Annotated in this window: 21 protein-coding genes, 4 pseudogenes and 1 riboswitch; of the genes and pseudogenes, 8 read left to right on the top strand and 17 right to left on the bottom strand. The window is 38.7% G+C overall.

Annotated elements, in window-relative coordinates; genetic code table 11:
* The first annotated feature begins 86 nt into the window (after positions 1–86).
* Positions 87–542: a DUF986 family protein gene (locus tag FE392_RS12430; protein WP_319930538.1), complete on the top strand. Its 456-nt coding sequence runs from the start codon at positions 87–89 to the stop codon at positions 540–542.
* Between the two features lie 77 nt (positions 543–619).
* Positions 620–762: riboswitch (yybP-ykoY riboswitch) on the top strand.
* A gap of 112 nt (positions 763–874) precedes the next feature.
* A complete protein-coding gene (gene mntP, locus FE392_RS12425) occupies positions 875–1459 on the top strand; it encodes a manganese efflux pump MntP (RefSeq protein ID WP_319930537.1) in 585 nt (194 codons plus the stop codon).
* 167 nt (positions 1460–1626) lie between these two features.
* Here mntP and FE392_RS12420 read toward each other — a convergent pair whose 3' ends face one another.
* The 4 genes from FE392_RS12420 to gltS all read right to left on the bottom strand — a co-directional run bounded on the left by FE392_RS12420 (position 1627) and on the right by gltS (position 5594).
* Positions 1627–1980: a RidA family protein gene (locus tag FE392_RS12420; RefSeq protein ID WP_319930630.1), complete on the bottom strand. Its 354-nt coding sequence runs from the start codon at positions 1978–1980 to the stop codon at positions 1627–1629.
* 3 nt (positions 1981–1983) lie between these two features.
* A complete protein-coding gene (locus tag FE392_RS12415; protein WP_319930536.1) occupies positions 1984–3225 on the bottom strand; it encodes a D-amino acid dehydrogenase in 1242 nt (413 codons plus the stop codon).
* A gap of 56 nt (positions 3226–3281) precedes the next feature.
* Positions 3282–4187 (bottom strand): LysR family transcriptional regulator, encoded by a 906-nt coding sequence (locus tag FE392_RS12410; protein WP_319930535.1) that lies wholly within the window; start codon positions 4185–4187, stop codon positions 3282–3284.
* 201 nt (positions 4188–4388) lie between these two features.
* Positions 4389–5594, bottom strand: coding sequence for a sodium/glutamate symporter (gltS, locus tag FE392_RS12405; protein ID WP_319930534.1), 1206 nt, complete (start codon positions 5592–5594; stop codon positions 4389–4391).
* A 323-nt stretch (positions 5595–5917) separates the two neighbouring features.
* Here gltS and FE392_RS12400 point away from each other — a divergent pair, with 323 nt between their 5' ends.
* Positions 5918–6676 (top strand): hypothetical protein, encoded by a 759-nt coding sequence (locus FE392_RS12400; RefSeq protein ID WP_319930533.1) that lies wholly within the window; start codon positions 5918–5920, stop codon positions 6674–6676.
* Between the two features lie 98 nt (positions 6677–6774).
* Here FE392_RS12400 and rlmA read toward each other — a convergent pair whose 3' ends face one another.
* Positions 6775–7599 (bottom strand): 23S rRNA (guanine(745)-N(1))-methyltransferase, encoded by an 825-nt coding sequence (gene rlmA, locus FE392_RS12395; protein WP_319930532.1) that lies wholly within the window; start codon positions 7597–7599, stop codon positions 6775–6777.
* Positions 7600–7747: 148 nt separating this feature from the next.
* On the opposite strand from rlmA, the gene FE392_RS12390 reads away from it, so the two are divergent.
* Positions 7748–8314 (top strand): GNAT family N-acetyltransferase, encoded by a 567-nt coding sequence (locus tag FE392_RS12390; RefSeq protein WP_319930531.1) that lies wholly within the window; start codon positions 7748–7750, stop codon positions 8312–8314.
* Positions 8315–8379: 65 nt separating this feature from the next.
* On the opposite strand, the gene FE392_RS12385 is transcribed toward FE392_RS12390, so the two are convergent.
* The 6 genes from FE392_RS12385 to FE392_RS12360 all read right to left on the bottom strand — a co-directional run bounded on the left by FE392_RS12385 (position 8380) and on the right by FE392_RS12360 (position 14417).
* Complete coding sequence (locus tag FE392_RS12385) at positions 8380–9708, bottom strand: MFS transporter (RefSeq protein WP_319930530.1); 1329 nt, start codon at positions 9706–9708, stop codon at positions 8380–8382.
* An 8-nt stretch (positions 9709–9716) separates the two neighbouring features.
* Entirely contained in the window at positions 9717–11270 is a 1554-nt protein-coding gene (uhpB, locus tag FE392_RS12380) for a signal transduction histidine-protein kinase/phosphatase UhpB (RefSeq protein WP_319930529.1), read from the bottom strand.
* Between the two features lie 123 nt (positions 11271–11393).
* Entirely contained in the window at positions 11394–12092 is a 699-nt protein-coding gene (locus tag FE392_RS12375; protein ID WP_319930528.1) for an SDR family NAD(P)-dependent oxidoreductase, read from the bottom strand.
* Complete coding sequence (locus FE392_RS12370; RefSeq protein WP_319930527.1) at positions 12073–12333, bottom strand: SDR family NAD(P)-dependent oxidoreductase; 261 nt, start codon at positions 12331–12333, stop codon at positions 12073–12075. Before FE392_RS12370 ends, FE392_RS12375 begins: the two co-directional genes overlap by 20 nt.
* Before the next feature lie 54 nt (positions 12334–12387).
* The gene (locus tag FE392_RS12365) at positions 12388–13557 is read right to left on the bottom strand and encodes an MFS transporter (protein WP_319930526.1); all 1170 of its coding nucleotides are present in this window, start codon (positions 13555–13557) and stop codon (positions 12388–12390) included.
* Between the two features lie 278 nt (positions 13558–13835).
* Entirely contained in the window at positions 13836–14417 is a 582-nt protein-coding gene (locus FE392_RS12360; protein WP_319930525.1) for a TetR/AcrR family transcriptional regulator, read from the bottom strand.
* A gap of 140 nt (positions 14418–14557) precedes the next feature.
* Between FE392_RS12360 and FE392_RS12355 the strand changes: the two are divergent.
* Positions 14558–14716, top strand: a pseudogene (locus FE392_RS12355) (IS256 family transposase); the annotation flags it as partial.
* A gap of 97 nt (positions 14717–14813) precedes the next feature.
* Here FE392_RS12355 and FE392_RS21280 read toward each other — a convergent pair.
* The 6 genes and pseudogenes from FE392_RS21280 to FE392_RS12330 all read right to left on the bottom strand — a co-directional run bounded on the left by FE392_RS21280 (position 14814) and on the right by FE392_RS12330 (position 18672).
* Positions 14814–14912: a Thoeris anti-defense Tad2 family protein gene (locus FE392_RS21280; RefSeq protein ID WP_369292871.1), complete on the bottom strand. Its 99-nt coding sequence runs from the start codon at positions 14910–14912 to the stop codon at positions 14814–14816.
* Between the two features lie 407 nt (positions 14913–15319).
* Positions 15320–15475: pseudogene (locus FE392_RS12350) on the bottom strand (site-specific DNA-methyltransferase); the annotation flags it as partial.
* Between the two features lie 16 nt (positions 15476–15491).
* Positions 15492–15574, bottom strand: a pseudogene (locus tag FE392_RS12345) (DUF968 domain-containing protein); the annotation flags it as partial.
* A 97-nt stretch (positions 15575–15671) separates the two neighbouring features.
* A complete protein-coding gene (gene uhpA, locus FE392_RS12340) occupies positions 15672–16280 on the bottom strand; it encodes a response regulator transcription factor UhpA (RefSeq protein WP_319930629.1) in 609 nt (202 codons plus the stop codon).
* Between the two features lie 130 nt (positions 16281–16410).
* The gene (uhpT, locus tag FE392_RS12335) at positions 16411–17796 is read right to left on the bottom strand and encodes a hexose-6-phosphate:phosphate antiporter UhpT (protein ID WP_319930524.1); all 1386 of its coding nucleotides are present in this window, start codon (positions 17794–17796) and stop codon (positions 16411–16413) included.
* A 378-nt stretch (positions 17797–18174) separates the two neighbouring features.
* Positions 18175–18672 (bottom strand): hypothetical protein, encoded by a 498-nt coding sequence (locus tag FE392_RS12330; protein WP_319930523.1) that lies wholly within the window; start codon positions 18670–18672, stop codon positions 18175–18177.
* Positions 18673–19093: 421 nt separating this feature from the next.
* Here FE392_RS12330 and FE392_RS12325 point away from each other — a divergent pair, with 421 nt between their 5' ends.
* The 3 genes and pseudogenes from FE392_RS12325 to FE392_RS12315 all read left to right on the top strand — a co-directional run bounded on the left by FE392_RS12325 (position 19094) and on the right by FE392_RS12315 (position 21853).
* Positions 19094–20011: a hypothetical protein gene (locus FE392_RS12325; RefSeq protein WP_319930522.1), complete on the top strand. Its 918-nt coding sequence runs from the start codon at positions 19094–19096 to the stop codon at positions 20009–20011.
* Positions 20012–20336: 325 nt separating this feature from the next.
* Entirely contained in the window at positions 20337–20939 is a 603-nt protein-coding gene (locus FE392_RS12320) for a hypothetical protein (RefSeq protein ID WP_319930521.1), read from the top strand.
* A 63-nt stretch (positions 20940–21002) separates the two neighbouring features.
* Positions 21003–21853 (top strand): annotated as a pseudogene (locus tag FE392_RS12315) (IS5 family transposase).
* Positions 21854–22120: the final 267 nt, after the last annotated feature.

The raw sequence follows: 22120 nt of genomic DNA, 5'->3' as shown, positions 1-22120 counted from the left end.
TAAGAAATGGGGAGGTTTTGCTTCCCCATTTCTTTATTATAAAACAAGATAAAATGTCTATGCACTGTGAGAAATAGGAATGACAAATGAGCCTGAATGATGCCCTCTTGCTGATTTTGATTGCGTTAATGCTCGCTTTTTCAATTTATGATGAATTTATCACCGCCCGGCTCAAGGGAAAAACGCTATTAAACATAAAATTAAAAAGAAAGCAGCGCATTGATGCCATAATATTCATCATTTTGATTGCAATTGTTATTTATAATAATATTTCGTCACATGGCAGCCAGTTCACCACATATTTATTGTCATTTATCATCTTAATAACATTATATCTGGGTTATATTCGCTCCCCCAAATTAATATTCAAACAATCAGGCTTTTATTATTCCAATCGGTTTTTTTCTTATGACGATATTAAATCAATGAATCTCTCTGAAGATGGCATTCTTATGATGGAATTAGGACAGAATAAAATATATATCTCAGTGACAAACTTAGATGATTTAGAAAAAATTTATCAATTTCTCGTAAGAAAATAATAATGATAATCATTACCGAAATATTGTAAAATAAAGGGGGAAATATTTTTTGCCTTTTATTCTGAATATGATATTGTCCGCTTCAGTCATTGGGGAGTAGCCTGTTCTGGAAAATATCTGGAAAATTCGTATCAACATACTCGTTTAAAATAAAACGTGGTACGAATGCCTGAAGAGTCTCAAATATATTTGTCATATGCTAAGTCTAAATAATTTAAGCAATAACAAATAGATAGACTCCGCTCGGTTGGCAAGACCATAGGCACATAACAACACCGTTAGGTTGGGGGTGAGTTGTGTGTGTATGGAATTCCCCAACCGAGGCCGTTTTAATGAATTTTTACACCATGCTAATTCTTTCACTCGCACTTTCCATGGATGCATTTGCCGCAGCGATAGGGAAAGGAGCCGCCCTTAAACGTCCCCGTTTCCGTGAAGCCATTCGTACAGGCATTATTTTTGGCTCAGTGGAAGCCGTCACACCTTTAATTGGATGGTCATTGGGTCTCTATGCCAGCCAATACATTATGGAATGGGATCACTGGGTAGCCTTCTCACTGCTGCTCATTCTTGGTTCCAGAATGATCTTTGAAAGTTTCAGGCAAGAATCTGAATCTACTCCCAAAAACACATCTCAGCGTCATAGTTCAATGACATTAATCTTCACAGCCATCGCCACCAGCCTCGATGCAATGGTCATGGGAGTCAGTTTAGCCTTCCTGCAAGTCAATATTGTGCACACTGCAATGGCAATTGGCCTGATGACGACAATTATGGCCACATTGGGAATGCTGATTGGTCGTTACATTGGCCCTCTTTTGGGCAAAAAAGCAGAATTGGCAGGTGGAATAATATTAATTATTATTGGGTTTAATATCTTATTCGAACACCTTAAGTTATTTATGTATGCAGAGTAACCGGCTTAAAAAAGCGGCCCATACAACATAACTCAATAAAACAGTTACAGAAAATAGACTGAGTGAACTGCCCCCGAAAAATGAGACAAACGGGGTGCAGTTCTTAAAAACCAAATAACGCAAGGGTGAATTTAATCAGCCCCACTTCTTTGTCAAATTGCCAATATTTAAAGTTGCGCGGCCGTTACCATAATTTCGACCAATACCTGTTCGCGTGCCATATTGGCTTCAACGGCTGCGCGAGCAGGACTATTTTCAGTCGGCATCCAAGACACCCAGACTTCATTAAATGCTTCAAAATCACGCTTTATGTCTTTGAGCCAAACTTGGGCAGAAAGAATGCGTGTTTTATTGCTATTTCCAGCGGCTAGCAACGCATCGATTTTCGCGAGCACTTCTTGGGTCTGTTGGGTAATATCACCTGAAAAATCATTTGGGATTTGGCCTGATAGGTAGATTAATCCGGCATATTCAACACTGTCAGCTAAACGTGGTTTGGGGTTATTTCGTTTTATCATTATGGCTTACCTTGTTAATCCAGCTAAAGAAATCGGTGAAGTCTGTTCTGTAATTAATTGGCTAAGAATTGCAGCACTTCCTGCGGCTAATGTGAAGCCTAAACTCCCATGCCCAATATTTAACCACAAATTGGCATAATCTGCTTTACCTAAAATTGGTAGGCCTTTTGGTGTTGATGGACGTAAGCCGCTCCATGTTTCTGCATCATCCATATTCGGGAGTTCTGGAAACGTTTTCTGAATAATATTTTTTAGTGCCGTTATTCTGTTATTACGTACCCCTAATTTATCATAACCAATATCAACCATTGCGGCGATACGTAATTGTTGACCTAACTTAGCATAAACAATTTTATTGCCATAATCGGTGACATTTATTTTCGGTAAATTCTGTGATTTTTGTGGATAAGGTACGCTTAAGCTATAACCCTTCAGTCCCAAAATAGGCACATTTATACCCAATGTCTGTAATAGTTCTCTACTTTTATTACCGGCACAAATGATAACATCATCGGCAAAAATGGTTCCCTGGTGAGTGGCAACCCCAATAATGCGATTATTTTTTTTAATAAATGATTTAGCTGAATGTTGTAAACGTAAATTAAATTTCGATTGTGTCAATAAATATTGCAGCAGCCTTTTGCAAAATAAATAGCAGTCCGCATTTTCATCGTCTGGTGAATAAATGGCACCAACTAACTGTGATTGAATATTTTTTAATGAAGGTTCTAAAGAAACCGTTTCTTGTGCGTTCAAAATTTGCTGAAATTGACCGTCGACCGTTTCACTCGCTTTTTGAAAACTTTTTTTATCGCGATGAATCACTAACTTCCCTGATTTTTCCCATAAAAAGTCATCAATATCACCATTCGTACGCCATGTTTCCATGATTTTTTGACTTAATAAAGAAAGCCGCAGTAAGTGAGCTCCATTAACCTTATTGGTTTTTCGATTACAGGCCAAAGTAAATTGCGCTAACCAAGACCACTGGTGTAAAGAAAATTGAATATTTAAGTTCAGCGGCGAATCATCTTTTCCCATCCAGAGCAAACCCTGCAATGGCACTCCTGCATCCGCAAGAGGGGTAACATAGCGATAACTCAGCTGCCCACCATTAGCAAAGCTGGTTTGCATCCCAACTTCTGATTCAGATTCTAACAGAGTGACGATTTGGCCCGCTTTAATTAAAGCATATGCTGTGCTTAACCCAATCACACCGGCACCAATAACCACCACATGTTTTTTCATAATTATCCGCAACCAATAATAACTGGAGAGTCACTATTTAACGGCGAATAGGTTAACTAATCAATTGAGTTTTCATTGCCAAAGTATAACTTTTGGTTAACTAGCTTATTCCTCTTCTTGAGTGTCAGTGACAACGTATTGACATAGTTTTGAGCTGCCTTAGTTAAGGGTTTGTCAGCCCGATGAAAAACGGAAACAGCTAAACGTAAGTCTTCTTTTAAGGGGTAGATCATGAATTCAGGCAAGGTATGTTCAGCGGAAAAGATATCCGTGATACTGCATCCTAACCCTGCCTGCACAAACTCCGCAGCCATATGGTTAGTATGAACACTGATATTGGACGCCGGAAGTTCATGGTGTCGTTGCAATAATTGCACAAGAGAATCTGAACCAGGATGAATCCAACGCTCTCTATCAATATCAGCTAATGAAACAGGAGATTGCTTTTTTTTGTTATCGATATACACAAGCGGAATTTCGGCGATTGGCAGAACCGTAATACCACCTTCAATCGCCAAATTGAAACCAATGCCGATATCTAAATCTTGTTGCGTTAATAATTGTAAAATATCGACCGTATGATGTGTACCAATGGTTAATTTTATATTCGGATGTTTTTTAATGAACTGTGCGGTGACTTCCGGCACTAAATTCAAGCCTAAGCTAGGCAAGCAACCAATTGCCAGTTTCCCTTGCGGGTTCTTAGCTAAATTTTGCGCAAGAATTCTTAGCCGATCTAAATTTCGGTAAATATCTTTTGCCTCATCAAACAGAAGCAATGCTTCATCCGTGGGTAATAATTTCCCTCTAATACGTTGAAATAAAGCAAGACCTAATTGTTGCTCAGCAAGCTTAAGCGCCTTACTGGCAGCAGGTTGGGATATGTGTAAAACTTCCGCCGCGCGGGTTAATGAACCGCAAGTCATAACAGCATAAAAAATATCGAGATGCCTTAATTTCATTTTTAGTAGTCTGCAAGTTGTTATTCTTTTTAGAAAGCATTTTACCTAAAAAAATGATAACAATCAGATAACTCAGTCACCAAATAGTTTACAAAAAGACGATTTGTGACGAATCTTTAAAGAAATAAATAGATAAAATTCAGTGGCTTTCTCATAAATTTTGTTAAATGAGCAAGCCACTGATCAGATATAGCGATAAGACTAAGTAAAATAAGTGCTAATTTCGATAAAGATTTTAATTAGAATACTGTTTGAAATATCAACAATAAAGGCACCAACCATGGGTACAATAAGAAAAGCTTTATGTGACGGTGCAAATGTTTTAGTTACCGTTTGCATATTCGCAATCGCGGTTGGCGTAGCCCCCATGCCAAAACCACAATGCCCCGCACTAATAACGACCGCATCATAATCTTTGCCCATCATTTTGAATGTCACAAAGCAAGCAAATAACACCATAACAACGGCCTGTACAGCAATGATGATTAACACTGGGCCCGCCATGCTGGCCAGTTGACCAAACTTCAATGACATTAATGCCATCGCCAGAAAGAGTGATAAGGCTACGCTTCCTAAAACATCCACCGTTGGCTCAAAAACTTCGTGTTTAAATACATGCGTCAATACATTGCGAATAATGATCCCGATAAATAAACACCATACGAAAGTTGGCATTTGAAAGATGGTATCTTTAAATAAAGCACTAACATAACCGCCCACAACAATGCAGATGATCATCATTGAGATGGTTTCTATCACATTATTGGCATTAATTTTTCTTTTAACATTGGGTTGTTCAAAAACCTCAACAACCGTATCGCGTTCTTGCTCCGTTGCTTTGGGTATTGCGACTTTTTTCAATAGGTGCCTTGCAACAGGCCCACCGATTAAGCCCCCTAACACCAATCCCATGGTCGCACAGGCCATGGCTAACTCAACTGCGCCTGTCACACCATATTTGTCGGCTAAAATAGGCCCCCACGCACCGGCATTACCGTGACCTCCCGTTAATGTGATAGAACCTGCAATTAAACCAATAAACGGACTTTCATTCATCATTACAGCCATACTTATACCGACAGCATTTTGGATGGCAATCAGAATTGTGACGGCGATAGTCAATAATACAAGTGGTTTTCCCCCTTTTATCAAACGAGAAAAATCAGAACTTAACCCAATAGAAGAAAAGAAGCTAATCATTAATAATTTTTGTAATGACGTATCAAATATAAATGTATACCCTATTATCTTATCAACAATTAATAGAATAATCGCAACAATAAACCCACCAATAACGGCTTCTGGAATATGGTTTTTTTGCAAGAAAGGAGTATACTTCACTACAAACATACCAATTAGCAACGCTAAACATGCCACTAATAACGTATAACTGGCATCTAAAATCATTATTTCACCTCACGTCAGTTGACCAGAACCTTCACTATTGCTGTTTAACAGCAGTAAAGAATCAAGTTACTTTGGTAAAGCTTTATTTAACAATGAGTTTTTATTAGGGACCTATAACTTTTAGTTAACCTTATTTTTTTAGAAATCATTGGGAAAAATCAGATTGATAAAACGATTTAAAAAACACAAAGAATAAAAAAAGAAGGCATTAAAAAATCACCTAAAATGCAGTAGGTAAATTTTATTTTATTAACTAAGATGAATAAACATCTGAAATTTTATCAAAAATATACTGAATTAGTGAATTAGAGAGAAATCGGATTATGAGTAATTATTTCTTCTTTAGCCAAAACCATTATATTGAAAAATTAAGAAACAATGAGATTATTAACAATTGCTCTTTTGGCCCTAATGCTGGTTTTTGCAGTGCAATTTCTATATATTTATTAAAAAAAATAATGGATGAAATTTATCAATCCGATTGCAATTTATCGCAAAATTTTATGGGTTATTTTATGGATACCAAAAAATTTAAATATCCATCAATACAAAGAATATTCGATATAGCAAAAAAACATTCAGAAATAATCTGTCAAAGTGGAGTGAATGCATTATCTAGGGAACAATTTCACTTTAATATTGATATGATTTTTATACAAAAAAAGACACAAAATAACCCGTTACGAGGCTATGGATTTATAAAAAATGTATTTCCTGAAGAAGGCTGCGCCCTTTTATTATTAGCCACTATGACTTACCAAGAAACCGCAGAAATCCACCTCGATTCACTCTATCATCATGATATGGCTACACTATACTCATCACCGAATAAAAAGTATTTAAATCATGTTGGCCTTGTTTTTTGGAATAAAGGAAGTTTATTTGCATTTGATCCAAATACTGGTGGAAAACTGGAGGAAATAAGTTCAAGTGGGTTTGAAATAAATAAAGTTGAAATTGCTATTAATAGTATGTACGCTTATTTGAAAAGCAGTCATCGAGTAAGAATAATGAACGCATATCTTCCGGATTTCAGTGAAGAAGGTGATAAGCATATAAACCATATTCTAAATAAGATGTAATTATAAAAATATACCAATAACGTTTTGTGCGTATTTATTATCACCCTGTTACCTATGTAAGCTAAATTATTAATACACACAAAACGCCCTTTCTATAATTATGATTCCCCTATACGTTGATATATCTTCAACATAAAATCTGCTTCACAATTAAATTGTGTTTCCGTTAGCAACTTAGCTTTAATTTCTTCTGACGCACGCCACGCAAAAGGTGTCATCTGCAATAAATTATAGGCTTGTTCACCATCCAATAACATGGGATAAGACAGTGTCTCTGCTGAAATCAATTCAAACCCTTCCCATTGTTCCTGATTTTCAGGGTGCAAATGCACTTCTTGATATATCAATTCCTTTAATTGATATAAATGCCGTGGGCCGGGGGTCACAGTTAAAACAATGCCATGAGGTTTCACCACTCGGGCCAATTCCGTTGCTTTGCAAGGCGCATAAATTCGCAAAATACCATCCAGAGAGCTATCTGCAAATGGCAATCGGTGACTGGATGCCACACAAAAATTGACCTTGGAATACCGTTTAGCCGCATAACGAACAGCTACTTTTGCCACGTCTAAACCATAGACTGCCAAATTTCGCTGAAGACTTAACTGTTCCTGTATTGCTGCGGTGTAATAACCTTCACCACAACCAATATCCAGTAGCACCTCAGCATTTTTTGGCAAATATTCGTTAAGTAAATCAATGGATTTTTGTTGTAGAGCACGATAATGGCCAGAATGCAGAAACGCCCTTCTTGCTTGCATCATCTCCGCACTATCACCCGGCTCTTTTGAGCGTTTGTGTTGAACGGGCAACAAATTGACATACCCTTCTTTTGCACGATCAAATTGGTGATTATTGTTGCAACACCATTGATTGTGAGTAAACGATAATGGAGAGTGGCATAAAGGACATTGATAAGACATAACATACCGCTGGATAGGAAAAACAGGGGCATACTATACCATGTTTTTGAAACCTGCCTTATCCCATTATTTGCCAAAATTGAATTGACTCCCTTTCTGTTTCCAGCTTATTTTCGTATTAAAAAATAACCAATAAAGTGAGAATAAAATGCATTTTGAGAATTTAGAAACCAAACGACTTCTACTTAAAAAACTCGCTTATGACGATGCGCCTCACATCCAGCAAAAATTCCCTCATTGGGAAATTGTCAAATATCTGGATAGCAACGCTGTTCCTTGGCCTTATCCTGCTGATGGTGCTGAGCATTTTGTCAATAATGTAGCTTACCCCGCCATGCAATCAGGAAAAGCCTGGATCTGGTCTATGCGATTGAAAAATAATCCTGACGAGTTCATTGGTATCATTGGGTTGTATGATAAGCCAAATAACAACCGCGGTTTCTGGTTATCGTTAGAATACCAAGGCCAAGGGTTTATGCGCGAAGCCTGTGAGAAAGTTACTGATTATTGGTTCAACACTCTCAATATGCCAGTTCTCAGAACGCCAAAAGCCTGTATTAATCAAGGCTCCAGGAAAATATCATTGATTCAGGGAGCCAGAATAATAAAAGTAGAAGAAAAAGAATACGTTTCAGGAACGTATGATAGTGAAACATGGGAAATCACCAAAGAGGAATGGCTTAAGCGAAATTTAAGCCAAAATACAACTCTATGAAAACAATTTCTTTATCATTATCAAACCCGATGCTCTTACTCCCACATAAACAGGCAATTTACCCATTAATCCTGCATTCTCTCTTTAGGAAACTGAGCTTGCAGGAATGGGAGCAACAATAACCCAATCATGACTGAGCAGATAGAAATCGCAATAAACAACCCTGTCCAATGGTAATTATTCAAAATAATGGCAACCGGGTAACCCGCAAGAGCCGCGCCAGTATAGGCAAACAGACCGACAAACCCGGTAGCCGCTCCCGCCGCATCTTTATGTGAGCATTCCGCGACTGCCATACCAATCAACAACTGCGGGCCAAAAACAAAAAAGCCTATCGTGAAAAAACCGATTGATTGAAAAACCAGATCAGTGACCGGCATCAACCATAATGCGGCCACTGACAAAAAAATTCCCATGGCGAAGATTAGGTTCATTGGCCCCCGGTTACCGCCAAACAATCTGTCTGATCCCCAACCTGCCACCAAAGACCCCATAAACCCGCCAACCTCAAAAAGAGATAATACTGCGTTGGCACTTACCAAATCATAATGATGATATTCCGTCAGATAAAGATTGCCCCAATCGTTAATGACTGTGCGGACGATATAAACCAGTACATAACTCAAAGAAAGCAGCCAAATATACTTATTGCGGAAAACATAAATTTTCAAAATTTCTTTGGTTGTTAACCCCTGCCCTTCACTTTCCTGCATCTTCTCCAGATTATCATTACGATATTGACCAATCGTCGGCAATCCCATCGTGGCGGGTTTATCGCGCAGTCGGTAGCATAAAAACAGCCCCGCTAAAATCCCCAGACAACCTGGCACAATAAATCCTTCACGCCAGCTAAAGTGCAGTGTTAAAAAACTCACCAGCAATGCAACCAAAGCACTCCCGACATGGTGCGAAGTATTCCACAATGACCACCAAAATCCGCGCTCTGAACGGGAATACCAAGAGGTGAGCAATTTGGCACATGACGGTGATCCCCATCCCTGAAACCACGCATTTAATACCCAAAGAAAGGTAAACATCGCGATTGAGCTGGATAATCCGAAGAAAATATTAATAACTCCAGTGGCAATTAAGCCAATGCCCATAAAATAACGGGGATTAGAGCTATCTGAAATGATGCCGGAGAGAAATTTAGAACAACCGTAAGTGATATAAAATAAAGTCCCGATAAGGCCAATATTACCTTTATCAAGGCCAAGATCGGTTATCATGGCTGGCATCGCATAGTTAAAACTTTTGCGGGTAAAGTAAAACAGCGCATATCCGATATAGAGGCTAAGCATGATATGCAAACGCCAGTAACGATATTGCTCTTTAATTTCTCCATCAGATAAATGGCGATGATAAGCTGATTTAGATTGAGGAAAAAATGTCATGGTTCGTCTTAAAGTTTGGGCAAAATGATCGATAAATAGGTTCCGGCATTAGCCAAATCATACTGTCGTTTTTCGTTATCCGTTTTTTCGTTATGTTTTTTTCCATTATCAACCAAGAACTTGCCACCGAGAGCCTGTACACGCTCTCGCATACCACGCAAGCCAAATCCCTTCATATGATCTTCAGCCTTACAGCCAATGCCATTATCTTTAATCGACAAATGAATCATTCCCTTAACAGAAAAATGCAATTCAATATGATCTGCCTGAGAATATTTCAAGGCATTATTCAGTGCTTCCTGACAAAGGCGATATAACGTTATTTTGGTAGTATCACTCAATTGTTCAATTATCACAGCCGAATTATCTGCCCAAAATATTTCCACCGAGATCCTCTGAGCTTCAAATTCCATATCCCGCAGTAATTGTTCGATGGCTTCTTTCAGGCCAAGATCATCAAGAAGTTTCGGGCGCAGCCGGCTAAGCAAGCCTTTCGTCGTATCATAAACATTAAGGGATAATGATTCGATGGTTTTTGCACAATTGGACGTTATTGGTGCAGCCTCTACGCGTTGAATAATATTAGCCTGCGTTCGGATAGCCGTAATATTTTGACCAATTTCATCATGCAATTCCCGGGCAATTTCTCGCCTCACGGATTCTTCGGCTTTCACCAATTGGCGGGATAAACTGTGATTACGGTATAGCTGACGCTTTAACTGCGTATTGAGATCCCGTTGGCGCTGAACAGCCATGCCAAGCATGATCCCGGTTATTGTCTGAACCAAAAGTGACAACAATAAATCTGTTATCTCCATATTTGAAACGCCGCTGCGAGCCGCAATCAAGGCAATACTATTTAGCAACGTGCCGAGCACAGCACCATGCCAGCCATAGCGAAAAGCCAGCAAAATAATGGGGATAGCCAGGCAAAACGGCGCAAAATAGCGCAGTTCATTGGGATATCCGACTTGAAGAAAAATATTAAGCAAAAACAGTAAAATATAGAGAAAAATATGGCGGAGACGAAAGTGAACCCGATATGCTACAAGGTTGGCAGTTAAAGGATGCCAAATATTCTGGAATAAGTAGTGCCACACTAGATAGCACAGGGGAACCACCATAACACCGCCAGTTAGACTCACTAAAAATGCAATGAGCAGGGTTGTATTATGATTACTGACTGCCACAACATTAATCATGGCACTTGCCAAAATAACGCCCATCATGACAGCAAATCGCTGCCATTGCGCACCACAATAATAATGGCTGGCAAACCATACAATGGGCAGACTGGCAATACTGGCGGCTAATACCGTCAACCATTGTGGTTGCCCCATTAATAATGCCAAACAGATGGTTAGCCCACATTCAGCCCCGTAAATCGTCGGCCAATAGATCTTTGGAATATGCAATGCAATACCAAGACGTAAAGCAAAGGGAAAAAATAAGATAGCCAGTTCGGAATCATTGAGAAAATAATAGGCAATTACCCATAAACAAAACCACCAGCAAGAAAACAACAACCAACCACAGAAAGAATTAAGTAGATAACGGCGCATAAAAAGAAAAATTCCCAGATAACACGCTAGCTCTCCACCACACCTGACTATTGCACGGAATTATTTGGATTTTTGTTTTGCTCATTTTCGTGCTTTTGAGGGAGTCAGACTATTTTGGGATTATCAGGCTCCCTTTAAATCGTGAAAATTTGAGCTGAAGAGCATTGCACATAGCCTACTATAACATAGAAAAGCGACCACACGCAGGCAGCACTTGCCCGCTATTGTTGCACCGTTGGTGTCAAATTTGGCGGTAAATATAGTTATAGGAAGAATCGTATTTTCCATGTAGAAACGTAGAGCTGTTATGAGGGTGGCTGAATTGGAGCAGAATGGGATTCCTTCGAATAATGATACAAGTGATGCTACATCGTTAGGCGTGCCAACACGGTTGAAAAATGAAAGGCTTTCCGCTTGATTACGCGCATCTTTATCGTTGAGCCATCCAGCATTCATGTCCGTATCCACTACTCCGGGAGCAATAGCATTTACAGTTATATTTCTTGCCCCATATTCTGGGGCAAGAGCTAGTGTAAGTGCATTAATAGCACCTTTAGACGCTGCGTAGATCGCTCTTGTAGGGGCCGCAATCCTTGTTAGCGTGGAGGATAAATTTATTATTCTCCCTCCATCTCGAATATAAGGGGAGGCAGATTGGATTAAGAAAAACGTAGCATCCAGATTTATAGAAAACACTTCCCTGTATAGATCTTCATTGGTTTCAGATAGGGTTGCCAAAGGAGCGATGCCGGCACAATTAATCAGAATATCAAAGTGGCTGTACCCATTGGATTTAAGCACTTCATGGAAATAGTCCCACAATTCGACACTTGCATTTCTGCCATCTTTCGAGAAGTCTGCTTAGCGCCACTGCCTGAGAGCCAAAACTTTGAGCTTTTCTGACAGCCTCTTCTGCTGCTTCGGCTTGTCCAGCGTAATGAATACCAATAAATGAAACTCCATCAAGTGCGAGTTTTTCCACAATTGCGCAGCCAATTCCTCTGGAACCGCCTGTTACCAAAGCAACCTTGCCTGTTAATTTTTTTGAAGTGTGAACTGTCATATTAACCTTTCTTGAAACGTTAAATTAATCAGTTATTGATATTTGCCGAAAATATCATTGACCACCGAAAACAAGAGCCTGTTTAGTACGATTGAAATATGGGAGTAGGCTCAAGAGTCCTAAAACAGCCAGCCCAACACCAACCCATAACGGAGAGGTGAGTCCATGCCCGGCAACAATCCCAAAACCACCCAGCCATGACCCAACGCCAAGCCCTATATTAATGATTGATGTGTGTACGGTGTTGACGAGTGGGCCTGCATGTTTTGCTGTCTTCATAACCCTGGCGATCATCGCTGGATTCATAGGAATTCCGACAAATCCAATAACTAGAACAAGGATTAAGGTTAGAGTCTGGTTGGTCATCCAGGATGCAAGTAAAGCGAGTGCGATCCCTAAAAAAATCAGTCCAAAAAATAGGATTGACATCGTGTGCCGATCAGCGAATCGACCGGCAATTGAGTTGCCAATGACGTTTGCAATGCCATATGCCCCGATAATCCATGGAATTGAGGAAGTAGAAAAACCAGATACCTGAATCAGTATTGGAGCAAAATAGCTAAATGCTGCAAATGTGGCTCCAATTATGAGACCGCTAGTTGCATATGCTGCCCAGAGGTGCTTATTTCCAAACTCTTCCAACTCGGTTGTAAGACTGACTTCTTCATCTTTCTTGGCTTTGGGGACTAGTGCCGTTATGAGCAATGCACTCAACAAAGTTAAAATAACCACTAACCAAAAGCTGGCACGCCAATTGATATATTGATCGACCATGGTGGCAATTGGGACCCCAAGAACCGTGGCAAGCATCATCCCGGCGACAACAATTGAGGCCGCTCGACCTCTTGAATTGCTATCAACGACATCTCCGCAAATAGCGAGTGCCATACCAAAACATGCAGCACCAGCTACGCCTGTAGCGATACGCGCCATTGACATTACTTCATAGGTGTCAGATGAAGCGGCACAAGATTGAGCGATAGCATAAAAAACCAGCAACCAAAGCAACGCATTTTTATTTGAGACTCTCAGTTTAAGCAAAATAGTCGTCAATACGGGGCCACCTATGACCATGCCTGTCGCGTATAAAGATATTAAGTAGCCGACTTGAGCCACGGAAATCCCCAACGCTTCTGTTAGCGATGGCATCATGCCAGCAACCATAAATTCGGATGTGGTTATTGAAAATATTGTTACCCCCAAGATATACACAACAAGAGGCATAGTTTTCTCCTATAAAATTTTAACGATCGGTACAAAATAGGGTAAATGTTTAATATTTTTTCTAAAGCCCCTTCCATTATGTCAAGCAAGAAAGAGCGATTCCTGATTGATTGGCCTATTATTCTTAGTCCGTAATAGCTACTCAAGAATGTCCTGATTAACTCAGAGGCCGATTGTTCATTTGTTATTTCGCCATTATATTTACCAGGCAAAAAAACACGTTTTTCTCCTATAAAACTTTAACGATCGGTACAAAATCGGGCAAATATTTAAGTTTTTTATATTTTGGCCAAGGTTCCCTCCATTATGTCAAGCAAGAAAGAGCGATCCCTGATTGATTGGCCTATTATTCTTAGTCCGTAATAGCTACTCAAGAATGCCCTGGCTAACTCAGAGACCGATTGTTCATTTGTTATTTCGCCACTGTCTTTACCAGACAAAAAAACACTGTGCAAAGCATGCTCAAGTCTTTTTATATAGGCCTGAGTTATTTTGCCGATAGCAGGGTCTTTACTGCCTCTTTCCATTACCGCAAACAGAGCCATGCAACTACGGCGCTCTTTATCATTGAGATCGCCTTCTATACCCCATAACAAAAGAGCGCGTAGCCTCTCTTTTGCAGATCCTGGTCCATTTAATATTTCCAATTGCATTTCCAGACCAAGCTGCTGATATCTCAATAAAGCCTTCTCATAAAGCTTCTGTTTACTACCATATGCATTATATAAACTACCCTTTCCAAGCCCTGTTTTCTCACAAAGTTTCTGTGCGGAGCTTCCTTCATATCCGTTTGACCAGAAAACTTGCATCGCGGCCTCTATTACTGTTTCATCATCAAATTCTCTTGGTCTCCCGCTCATACTTTCCTCAAAAATTAACACAATCTATATTTATGTTATATACATATTGTACCGATCAGTCAATAATCGTGCTGCAACTTAAAAGACATATACATATTTCTTCTGGTTATTAAAGTGGTTGGTTGTGTTGGATTAATACTGGCGTGTTCCTGAATGAAAACAATTTGCTCAAACTGCTTTATCTGGGGCTTCTCAATGCCCAGGAAAAGTGGACGATGCCAATTCAAAGCTGGAACCTGACGCTGTCTCAACTGTGTATTTACTTTGAAGGGCGTCTGGATGATGTGATAACGTTATAAACGGCTAAATTATCGTGACACAAAATACTGAACGCCCTCGGCAAATTTGGAAAAGGCCACAATAAGCGGCCTTAACAAATAAATGAAATAAATTTATTTATTTTTTATCAGTGACATATATCTCCCAATCGCACGCCACCATGTCTTTTTGATTAGGAAACCATGACACCCATTCGTCTTCATCATACTCTTCTATATAGATTAACCTCGTGCCTGTTCATTTTTTATCGTTATTTTCTGGCTTATTAACGTCAGGCATAAATCCCTCACTTTATTATTCGTTAAAAAGATTCTTTTCATCCTACTTCTAATTAGCCAATTAATAATATTTAAGCTAGGTTCTTATTTTAATACAGTACGTGCTGTAGATATTAATACGTTTTAATGCCCTACAATTAACCATTAAACCTAATGAATCTATATCGCAGCCCATCTTTTAAGTTGTAAAGTCAAAGCTTACTGCTGACAGAAAATATTTCACTTATCTCTCATTCAGTCTGTTTAAACCGTTCCTCTTCCAGTTCAATACCCAAAACGCGGTGATTTAATTTTAACGCCGCTTTCAGTGTTGTCTCGAAACCCCATAAAGGGATCGATCACGATATCGCCTTTCGGATGATATGGCCCTTGATAACGTTCGGCAAAAATAATGCGTTTCGTTGCCGGGAAATATATTCGCAGGCTTTCATTATTCTGACTTCGCCACGGGACGGACGGTTTCGCCCAGATAATATGGTTTAATACGTTGTACCGTTCACGCTAACAATGTACATGTTCGACACAGTGGCAGGTAAAATAGGTCATACGTCTTAGTCCCCATTCCTTTCTGACCATGCCCGATAATATGGTGCGAATATCCACCGGGCGCTGGCAGGCTATGCAGGACTGGGGGCTATTGGCGGCAGAGTGCAACTCCATTCATACTGAGCATACAAATCTTGCAGCTCTCAACACATCAAAGCTCACCAGCAGTAAAATAATTTGCCAAACCAACGTTATTCGTTACCCCTAATTTGCTCATCGCATTGGCACGATGAACATGTACAGTTTTATGACTCAAGCCCAATTCAGCCGCCACAGCTTTGACATCCATGCCGCTGGCAAGCATTTCGCTCACTTGCCGCTCACGTTTAGTCAGATGATCCAATGATACTGGATTGTTTTTTGATGATGTCAGCTTGTGCACAATATCGGGGGTGAGATAACAACCATTGTTTGCCGTTGTGCGTACTGCCTGAAGCAACTCATCTGGGCTGCAACGTTTACTCAAATAACCACGAGCCCCTGCTTTCAACGCGTTTTCTACCATAGTGGCGGAATCATGCACGCTCAGCATAATGCAGGTAATGCCCGAAGGAAGATCTTGCAATAGTGACAACCCACTTTCATCTTTCATCGAGATATCAAGAATACAAACAGTTGCACCAGATCCCGGCAATCCTTGTCTGGCCTCAGCACATGAACCAAATTCCCCCACGACTTCAATATCCGGCTCTAAATTCAGAAGTTGGGCAAATCCTGAACGCACGATCACATGATCATCAACTAATGCTACTTTAATCATCATTATTTTTATCGAATGGGAAGAAAGGACTAAATTACTCTTATTGACAGGGCTTCGCAAGAGATGGGAGATGGAGACAGAAGCGGCTCATTGATGCTGCTGAGGAACACCCAACAGCATCAGTTTATTGTTAAATCTTCACTAATACATTTTTCTGTTTTCGGATCTTTCTCTCTTCTGCAATCGCAACAAAAGCAAGCAGAATAAGACAAACGAAAGCTGAAACATCAAGGGCAACAAACGTTCCTTTCCAGCCAGTCAAACCAAAAATTGGTACGCCATCAGCAATCATGCCCAAACCAAGCTTGGCAAAACTATCACCAATTAAATAAGCGAATGTTCCCTTAACACCATCTGCGACACTGATCGCTTTTTTCGGTACAAAGCCAACGGCAGCCACACCAATCAATAATTGTGGGCCAAAAACCAAGAAACCAAGCACAAACAAAGATCCTAAGTACATGAATTCACTGGTTGCATTCTGATAGAACTCAAGGCAGACAATAATCAATGCCAATGAAATACAAGCAACCAATGCCCGGCGACCATTTGCCAAATCTGACAAATATCCCCACATCAAGGTTCCCACCAGTGCACCAATTTCGAACATCGTAAAGCCAGTAATCGCCGTTTCTTTTGACTGCCCCAGCTCTTGATACGCATATACCGTTGACCATTGGTCGATACCAATACGCACGATATACAGAAAAATATTGGCAAAGCAAAGTAACCAAATGACTTTATTTTTCAAGACATATTCAACAAAGATGTCTTTCTTGGTCATTTGATTTTCTTCTGTCGCACTATCTTCTTCACTGACAGGTTCATTAAACAACTCTTCGACTTTACCCAAACCATAGCTTTCAGGCGAGTCGCTACCATAACGCAATCCAATAAAGCCGATAATCAAGGCAATAATAGAAGGAAAAATAAACATTCCTACCACATGCCCATCAAAGAAATAGTTCGCACCAAAGAGAGCGACCCCTGCCGCACCTGCCCCACCAACGTTATGGGACATATTCCATAGCCCGAGGTAAGTGCCACGTTTATTGCGCGGTGTCCATTTCGTAATGGTGGAATAGCTGGCCGGCCCGCCGATGCTTTGGAAAAAGCCGCTCAGCGCATAACAGGCCACCATCAGGAATACACTGATACTGGAGTTCCCCATGCTCATACTGAAACCCAACATGGCAATGCCGGATAAAATCAGCATAAATGGCAGGAATTGCTTGGTATTTCTGCCATCTGCATAATAGGCAACAACGGTTTTACCAATTCCGTAAGTGATAGAAAAACCCAACCCAATTAACCCCAACTGAGTCATCGACAAACCATAAGTCGAGATCATATCGTTCTGGGCTATGTTGAAGTTTTTACGCACCAGATACATTGCCATATAGCCAATAAAAACGACCAGATACGACTGGATAAAAGGTTTGAACCACATTTTCCGACGTACTTCCACTGGAAGATCCAGCGTAGGTTTACGAATTTGTTCTAGAATTTTAAACATGTGAAATCCTTAGATAATCACGAGAAGACAGGCCTTTTGAAGCAGGTGAAAAATAAAAAAGGCAGATCGCAAGATAGCGAAAGTATTCGTAAGTATTTTTATTACTAGGCAGTGTAGGAAATAGAGAGAGGATTGGCTTGAGCCTGGTTCTTAATTGATCTAGGAATATTTCTTAGTTTTGTGCCATTCGAATGCAAAGCGTGAAAAGAATCACACTATGTAACAATACCCAGCCTATAGAAACAGCAAGCAATACTCTGGCATACTATCGACGCTAACAAAACTAGACGTAGACAGAAGACATTTTTCACCTCGGTATCGCTTGCCTTAAAAATCGTATCCAAGCATAACGCATGCTTTGAGCAAGATTGTTCAACACTACAATACTTTTTTAGCCACTTCAGACAAAACCGGAGCCGCTAATTTGGCATTGGAAAATACAGTATCAACACATTGACCGACAATTGATTCAATGCCTTGTTCATTTATCAATTGTAAGATTTTTTTCTTTTCAGTATCTGACAAATTGGTTTCATTAATTACCGTTCCAAATTGCTCAAGCCTATCCTTATGAATTTTAATGGTTATAGCACCAGTTTCATGACCGATTTCATCCATATTGACATAATCAGCCCCCGCGGCAGTAAGCACCATCGCATCCAGATTAAAGCTATAACCGCCATCAATATCAAAATACATGGCATCATGGTTAACTAATCCTATTTTTATTAAATAATTAATGTCATCAGCCAATTGATCCCGCCCAAACGTGCCCCCAAGGAACCGAAATTTTTCTTCACTAATAGGTTGCATCTGGTGATTTTGATCATTCAGTGCACGAATAATCATAAGTTGCCTCTGTTTCAACATAGTCATCAGGTTTTCCTTGTTTAACGTTGAAGGTGAATAAATTATAGACGAGCTTTTGGCAGAGGATTCTAGGGATGAAAAAGTATCAAAATGAACAACAAGAGGTTAAAAGTTGGTACGTTGAAATTTTAATCTCATCAGTTATTTGGTAATTCCAAGGAATTAAAGAAAAATAGCATAATCCGATAAAATATGAGAAAAAGACAAATAAATTATAAAGCTATGTATTTTTGGGGATAAAAAGTGAACAGAAGTAAATTTGAAAATGAAGCACTAAAACTTTTAAGTTTAAGTAAAAATTATTAAAAATAATAAAATTAAGAAATTGAGGATAAATTAAGTAATATTTCCAAATTTATGCCATTGAGTAAGTATAAAATAATTAGTTTTGCTATTAGAATAAAAATCAATTTTTCAAGGAAAAGCAATGTATAAAATCACAGTATTTATTACACTCTCGTTATTATTAAGCTTCTTTAAATCTTTTGCGCATGAAGTGAATTTGGAACATGAATTTAGGTATATTACATGGAAAGGCCCCTACTTCTCAAATGTAATAACAGATTACAATTCTTCTTCCGAATTAGAAAAAGTAAAGAAAACATTTTTAGGGAAAAATATTTTCTTTACTGATGGGTATGTAAACATTACAAATGCATGCAAATATAAATACATTGCTAAAAAGAAAACGCCAATAGAGATTTGGATGAGTGATAAAACAGTTGATTTTTATCGTCATTTCTTAGCCAAATACTCTATAAATATAGATAGTACTACCTATACAGTGCTCACGTTAGATAATGACGACTCATGTGAATCTGAGTTTTCAGAGTTTAACATTATTGATGATACAATTATGTTCATCAATAATGATAGAGCAATTTTTTATTTTGCTTTACCAGATGAGCGCAGTGAGCAAGATGTATTTAAATCCAATTCAGAAGCTCAAAATATGACTATGAGATCCTTTAATGCCTTAGTGAAAGATAACTATAATAATATGGAGCATGGTGATACTTTATGCAAAAATATAGAAATCCAGCCAGAAGAACTTCTGGGATATGAATCTATGACAGGATGCTTTTTTAGAGGAATGAATATCGTAAATTCCTACTTAAAATATAGAGAAAAATTTAATATTAACAATGAAACGTTGCCAGAAAAAATAATTGAAAATAAAAATCTAGAATTCAAGTGTGAGATTGAATGCATAAGTGTTAATTTCAATTGGGAAAATGAAAGAAGGCTTATTGTGACTCAATTTTTTGCAGGTGGAGAAACAAAGTTATTTTTCACTCAAGAAACTTACGGGACGAAAATAATAACTAAATATGATCCTGATTGATCAGTTAGTTTCTAAATTAGTTTCATTTTTTATTATCACTGAGATTTTATTTAAAAAATCAAAAAAACGCCTTCTTCTTCTTGAAATTGTCTGCAAACCACTCCAAACATAGGAATGGTTGCAGACTATTTCAAAGGATAATATCAGTAAAAAATTCTTGTTCCTTAATCATTTCAACTTAAAAAAAGTTGGTTGGGATCCATTAAAAATCAAAATCCCTAAACAATCAATAAACAAAGTAAAATTTCATAAGTTCGGTGTTTGATTTATTGAAGAAAGTCAACAAATATTATTTTTTTCCTAACACCATTTGGAGATTGCAACAATGAAAATCAATCGCCGTCATTTAGCAGAGAAAATTAATCGCCGTAATTTGATTATCGGCTGTGGCAAAAAATATGGGATGACAGACATGGATAATATTACTAAAAAATTAGACCAAAGTGGTATATTCCCGCACAATCATAGCAAGGATGAATATATAACAATTGATATCGATGCAAATATAGAACCGCACTATCTATTTGATATGAGAAAAGTCTCAATTTCCCGCCTAGAACTTATCACAAAAAAGGGTAAATTTAATAAAATTTATTTCGAGAACCTTTTATTAATAGATAAAAGAGCAGTTGAAAATGTAATGAGCATGCTAGCCTCTACTGGTTGCATATACTATGTGGGAACTCTTGAAAAAACGGATGAAACAAATGATTTTAATAACATTTTACATGCTTATCAAGGACTTAATTGTAATGTTGAATTTGTTGATGAAGCTACTGCTAAGCGAGTCAATGAAAAGCTATTCCCACCCGATTCAATTAAATACTTTAACATTCTGGATGTTATAAAAATATCTCGAAAACCATCAACAATAATAAATATAGAAACAAAATCATTGGCACAAAAGCATCTCATTAAGATATGCTAGGTTGTCCCTTAATATAAATTGATAGCATTATCATCCAATTAGGTTCATCATTGAAAAAAGATAATGGCTCGTTATGATATTCTTGATGACGTATGGATGTATGGATATTGATAGAATCGTATTTATCACCCATGTATTCAGAGCATGCAAGACGTCCCCATGTTGAACACCGACGTGTGATGGACGGGATATTTGGGGTTCTCTGTTCAGGGGCTCCATGGCGCGATTTACCTTAACATTATAGCCCCTGGAAAACGGTTTATAATCAGTTCAACCGCTGGTTAAAATCAGGAATTATCAACAAAGTCTTTGATCGATTATTATCCATTCTCGATGAAAAAGGCTTAATTGACTGGTCTGAAATTTGTCTGGATAGCAGCAATATTCACGCCAATAAAGATGTAGTTGGCGCGAAAAAAACACCCTGATATCGCTGGCGACCATGCGCTGAGTCGCTCACGCGGTGATTATGACACCAAAATCCACTTGGCTACTGGCCCCTCCTCAACATCATGTTGACGGCTGGACAGGCTCATGAAAGCCAATCTACTATCCCTTTGCTTGATGGTGTGGGTATACAACGCAAAAATGGTTTCATGAAACGGCGTGGCAAAGCGATATTGGTAAATAAGGGCTATTCGATATTCGAGTGGGAAACGAAACTCCGCAGTTATCTGCGTAAATTGGGAATTAGACGCGTCATTCCTTATAAAAACCATGAAAAAGGCAACTTAAATGACCGGGCGCAATTTGATAAACAGGCTTATCGTGACCGCAACGTTGTGGAACGCTGCTTCTGTTTTCTTAAAGGCAATCGACGTATTGCCACCCGTTATGAAAAAACAGCATAAAATTATTTATCGATGGCGAAATTAGGCTACATTCGGCTTTTTTACAGGAGGTTAAATAAGTAAGGGACACAGCCTAACTATCCATGAACTGAAAGCCCTAACATGTGTACGGCAAACAATTCATCAATTATCTATTATGAAGCAGTCATTCGAGCCTATATATTATATTGCCTAAATTGCTTTTCATTATTCATTCTATTAATTTTTCCTTGAGCATAAAAAATATTATCATCCCAAAATATGATCTTCCTGCCACGTCTAAAAATACAAAAACTCCTCAAAGCACTTACTGCATGTCCTTTCTTTCAGCCGTAATATTTTTCCATTTTC

Source organism: Xenorhabdus santafensis (assembly GCF_033949405.1).
GTDB lineage: Bacteria > Pseudomonadota > Gammaproteobacteria > Enterobacterales > Enterobacteriaceae > Xenorhabdus > Xenorhabdus santafensis.
Note: the sequence above shows the minus strand (reverse complement) of the source record. Positions and strands in the feature narration are given on the sequence as shown.